Annotated in this window: 3 protein-coding genes and 2 pseudogenes; 3 read left to right on the forward strand and 2 right to left on the reverse strand. The window is 55.0% G+C overall.

Features of this window, described 5'->3' with window-relative positions:
* Positions 1–311 precede the first annotated feature (311 nt).
* Positions 312–682, reverse strand: a pseudogene (locus tag V7730_RS22300) (alcohol dehydrogenase catalytic domain-containing protein); the annotation flags it as partial.
* 89 nt (positions 683–771) lie between these two features.
* Here V7730_RS22300 and V7730_RS22305 point away from each other — a divergent pair.
* The 3 genes from V7730_RS22305 to V7730_RS22315 all read left to right on the forward strand — a co-directional run bounded on the left by V7730_RS22305 (position 772) and on the right by V7730_RS22315 (position 3,690).
* Positions 772–1,530 (forward strand): IclR family transcriptional regulator, encoded by a 759-nt coding sequence (locus V7730_RS22305; RefSeq protein WP_335749753.1) that lies wholly within the window; start codon positions 772–774, stop codon positions 1,528–1,530.
* 66 nt (positions 1,531–1,596) lie between these two features.
* Positions 1,597–3,003 carry a selenium-binding protein SBP56-related protein gene (locus V7730_RS22310; RefSeq protein ID WP_335749754.1) on the forward strand — a complete coding sequence of 469 codons (1,407 nt, stop codon included), beginning with the start codon at positions 1,597–1,599 and terminating at the stop codon, positions 3,001–3,003.
* 12 nt (positions 3,004–3,015) lie between these two features.
* Complete coding sequence (locus V7730_RS22315) at positions 3,016–3,690, forward strand: hypothetical protein (RefSeq protein ID WP_335749755.1); 675 nt, start codon at positions 3,016–3,018, stop codon at positions 3,688–3,690.
* A 45-nt stretch (positions 3,691–3,735) separates the two neighbouring features.
* On the opposite strand, the pseudogene V7730_RS22320 reads toward V7730_RS22315, so the two are convergent.
* Positions 3,736–3,951, reverse strand: a pseudogene (locus V7730_RS22320) (transposase); the annotation flags it as partial.
* Positions 3,952–4,201 lie beyond the last annotated feature (250 nt).

Here is a 4,201-nt window from a genome sequence, read left to right on the forward strand (position 1 = left end):
CGTTCGGGTTGGATACATCTTAGCACGCTGTCCAATTTTGCCGGACCACTTCAATTGGCCGGAGTGAGCCCAGCTCAATAGGCTTTCTGCATTGCGGCCAATATCTGGAGACAAGAAGCGCGACGCCCTTGGCTCAGATCTCTATTTAGCACAGGTAGCCCGTCGCAAGTTTTCTGGCCCTGAAAAACAAAACTGTTTGATCAATCTCGCCAGCGAGACCCGCGCTATCATTCATTCCCCCCATCGGCACAGTATAAATATCTTAGATGTCTCGCCAGAGGCGTGCTCCTGTATTTCCTCGCCTATCAGGTCCGCGGTGCATCCGAGGCAAGCAGGCCCGCCCCTTGGGTGCGGCTGATCTCCTGACACAGGTTGGTTTTCGGGTTCAGGCAATACTCGCACTCGCTACATTCGGGTGTGTAAAGCGGGATCGAGTGATCGTCCCCATCTAGGCTTGCGACCCCCTCCCCGATCTCAATGACGACGCACGCGCCCTCATGGTCAGAATCGCATGAAAGTTCCCTGCGGGATCATCGCCAGAGCGGGCAAATTCGCCAATATGGCATAGGCCTGCGGCCTTTCTCTCCACCAAGACCTCTCCGGCGCAGACGCCGTCCAGCTCAACGTCCATTACCTCCCGTGGTTTTCCACCCTCAATCGCGGCGGCGGCACGTGCACGGATTCTTTCGCCAAAGAAATTGTTTGATTTTTAGTCCGATTCACTCTCACTCTGTGATACGTTATCTCGAAATATGAGAGTATATATTCAAGTTGCATCTCGAACGCCTCGTCAATCTGCTGGAGATTATTGCTGTTATCGGGCGCCCGATCAGCGCGACCGAAGTGCAGGCTGCCAGCGAGCTGCCTAAGCCTACGTGCTACCGTCTGGTGCAGACCTTGCACGAACAGGGGTTAATAGAGGAACCGAACGGTGACGGACGTTTCGTGATCGGGGAGCGATTGATCCGCATCGCCCTGTTGGGGAAGTCGGATGTGGACGTGCGCCGCGTTGCCGCCCCGCTGCTTAAAGGGGCTGCGACGAAGTTCAACGAGACTATATTCCTAGCGCAGTTTCGCGACAGTAAGGTCGAGATCATCCACGTCGAAACCCCCGAAGACCCCGCCCGCGCGTTCATTCATCCGGGCATCGGCGAGCGTCCACTGCACGCCTGCTCATGCTCCAAGGCCATCGCCGCCTTTGCCGAAACAGAGTTTCAAGAAACCATCATGCGAGGCAGCTTGCAGGTCTACACCGATCACACAAAAACCACGCGGGACGATCTGCTTGCAGAATTCGATGTGATCCGAAAACAGGGTTTTGCCGATTGTGACCAAGAAATCGACATCGGCATCTCAAGCGTCGCCGCCCCTGTCACCATCGGGAACATCGGGGCAACGTTCAGTGTGGGCACCGTGGGTCCCGTGCGCCGTTTCGGCACAGAATACAGACACAATATTGGCCGCCAGCTCACCCAGCTTGCCACAAAGATCAGCGGCGCCATTCAGCTATGCAACGTGGCCGACGTTTGAGGAGACCGAAGCAACGCTTGTTCCAAACCCCATTGGAGGTGGGGACAACCTTAGGGAGGAAGATCAATGAACAAACCTATGAAGCCTGACCCGACGTTTCACGCATCTGCGAAACTGGCGATGGAGGCACCACCCGAAAATTTTGCTTTTACGGTGATGCTTGGCAAAGACGCGGACCAGCATGACGGATTGGCAGTGATTGACCTGCGCGACGGCTCAAAGACCTACGGCGAGATTGTACACACGGTGATGACCGAAACCACAGGCGATGAATTCCACCATTTTGGTTGGAACGCCTGTTCGTCATCGCTGTCCCCCTTGTCAGGCCATGCATTTCTGGAGCGTCGCTATCTGATCGTGCCAGGTATCCGGTCTTCGCGCATCTTTATCTTTGACGTCAAAGAGCCGCTTAAGGCCAAGATCCACAAAATCATTGAACCCGAAGAGCTGTTCGAAAAGACCGGCTATTCGCGCCCTCACACCATCCATTGCGGACCCGAGGGCATCTACGTGTCGACCCTTGGTGGCGGTGGCGTGGACGGAACAGATGGCCCGCCCGGAATTTTCATTATGGATTGCGAGACGTTCGAGATCATCGGCCGCTATGAAATGGACCGTGGCGCACAGGACAAGCACTATGATTTCTGGTGGAACCTACCGCAGGATTACATGGTCAGCTCCGAATGGGGTCTGCCGCCGCAGTATGAAAACGGCGTTGTGGCTGAGGATCTTTTGTCCAACAAATACGGCCACTCAATCCATTTCTGGGACCTGCGCGCGCGCAAGAACATCCAGACCATAGATTTTGGCGAGAATTACCAGATGGCATTGGAAATCCGCCCCGCCCATGACCCCACCAAGTCTTATGGCTTCTGCGGCGTGGTGGTCGACACGACCAATCTGCAAGGCGCGATTTTCACATGGTGGCGTGATGATGACGGCGTGTGGCAAGCAAAGAAAACGATCACTATTGATCCACGTCCCGAGGATCCTGAAAACTTGCCGGATCTGCTGAAGGGCTTTGGCGCCGTGCCACCGCTGGTGACCGACATCGACCTCAGTCTTGATGACAAATACCTTTATGTCGCCTGCTGGGGCTTGGGTGAAATGCATCAATACGATGTGTCTGATCCAATGAACCCTGTGCTGAATGGCAAAGTGGAACTGGGCGGCATCGCCACCGAGCATAAGCACACCAATGGCAAGGATTTCATCTATGGCCCGCAAATGGTCGAGATCAGCCGCGACGGCAAACGGGTGTATTGGACCAACTCGCTTTACAGCTCATGGGACGACCAGTTTTACCCGCATCAAGAAGGCGGGCAGATGGTGATGGCGAACGTCGGCGACGACGGCAGCTTTGCTCTCGATCCCGACTTTTACATCAACTTCCCTGAAAATATGCGATCTCATCAGATCCGCCTGGAAGGCGGCGATTGTTCGACCGACAGCTTCTGCTATCCGTCGGTATAATTGATGGAAGACATGACATTGACGGCCCTATGGTGGGCCGTCATTTTTTCGGGCGTCTACCACGGGGTTAACCCGGGCATGGGATGGCCATTGGCTGTCTCGGCCGCCCTGTTCGAACGTAAAAAGTCCGCACTAGTCAAGGCGCTAGCAATGCTGGCCGCAGGACATTTTCTGGCGATGATCGCCATCCTGCTACCGTTCTCGATGATGTATTTCCTGATCGACCACGAACGCGAAATTCGCATTGGCGCGGGCGCGCTCGTGATCGCCATGGGGATCTATTTGTTGATCAATCGGCGGCACCCGAAAATTCTGGCCCGCGTGCATCCTGCCAGGCTTGGGCTTTGGTCGTTTCTGGCTGCCACTGCACATGGTGCAGGTCTGATGCTGGTACCGATTTATCTCGGTATTTGCGGGCTATTGGCGCCCGGTGAAAGCGTGTCCGGAACTGGCCATGCTGCCGCCCAAGCACTCATGACCAACAACGTAATCACGGCCTTTCTGGTGGCCGCCACCCATACATTCGCCATGACCTTCACGGGAGCGGTGATCGCGGTGCTTGTCTATGTGTGGTTCGGGCTGAAATTCATCTCGAAAAGCTGGTTCAATCTTGACGTGGTGTGGGCGCTAAGCCTTGTAGTCGTCGGGGTATTTGGCATCTATTCCGCCTTTGATGGCCATCACTGAAGCCTCATCTAAGTTAGAATGAACAACCCATTCTGTTTTTTGAGCGGACTCCGCCAGAAGCTTCTTCAGTTTGCCGTTCTCGTCTTCCACAACCCTCAGCCGCTTCGCATCCCACGGCTCCATCCCACCGTACTTCGATTAGCATTTGTGAAACGTCGCAGAGCTGACCCCATGCCGCCGACATACGTCAGCGGTCTGCTCACCAGCTTCCTGTTCCTTGATCATCGCAATGATCTGTTCGTTTGTGAATAGTGCTTTCATTTGTCCGTCCTTTTGTTGGGCGGAAGCTACATAAATCTGGAGGAGGTTTGGACCTGTCGCGGTTTCGTGCCGCCCCCGGTGCTCGTTTAAGCCACCTTCCGTTCGAATGCGACGGGGCTTTTCCATCCCAATGATGAGTGGTGTCGTCGTGGATTGTAGAAGCCGTTGTCAATCGCAGAGCAATAATGGGCCAAATCGCGGCGAAAAAAGGGGCCCTTCGGTTGAGGTTTTTTGCGCTTTGGCGCGAGTG

It is taken from the genome of Sulfitobacter sp. (genome assembly GCF_036961165.1).
In the GTDB taxonomy this organism is placed as follows: domain Bacteria; phylum Pseudomonadota; class Alphaproteobacteria; order Rhodobacterales; family Rhodobacteraceae; genus Sulfitobacter.

Bases quoted from the DNA above. Each gene is read 5' to 3' on its own strand.
- V7730_RS22310 (WP_335749754.1), top strand. From the start codon at position 1,597: ATGAACAAACCTATGAAGCCTGACCCGACGTTTCACGCATCTGCGAAA.
- V7730_RS22315 (WP_335749755.1), top strand. From the start codon at position 3,016: ATGACATTGACGGCCCTATGGTGGGCCGTCATTTTTTCGGGCGTCTAC.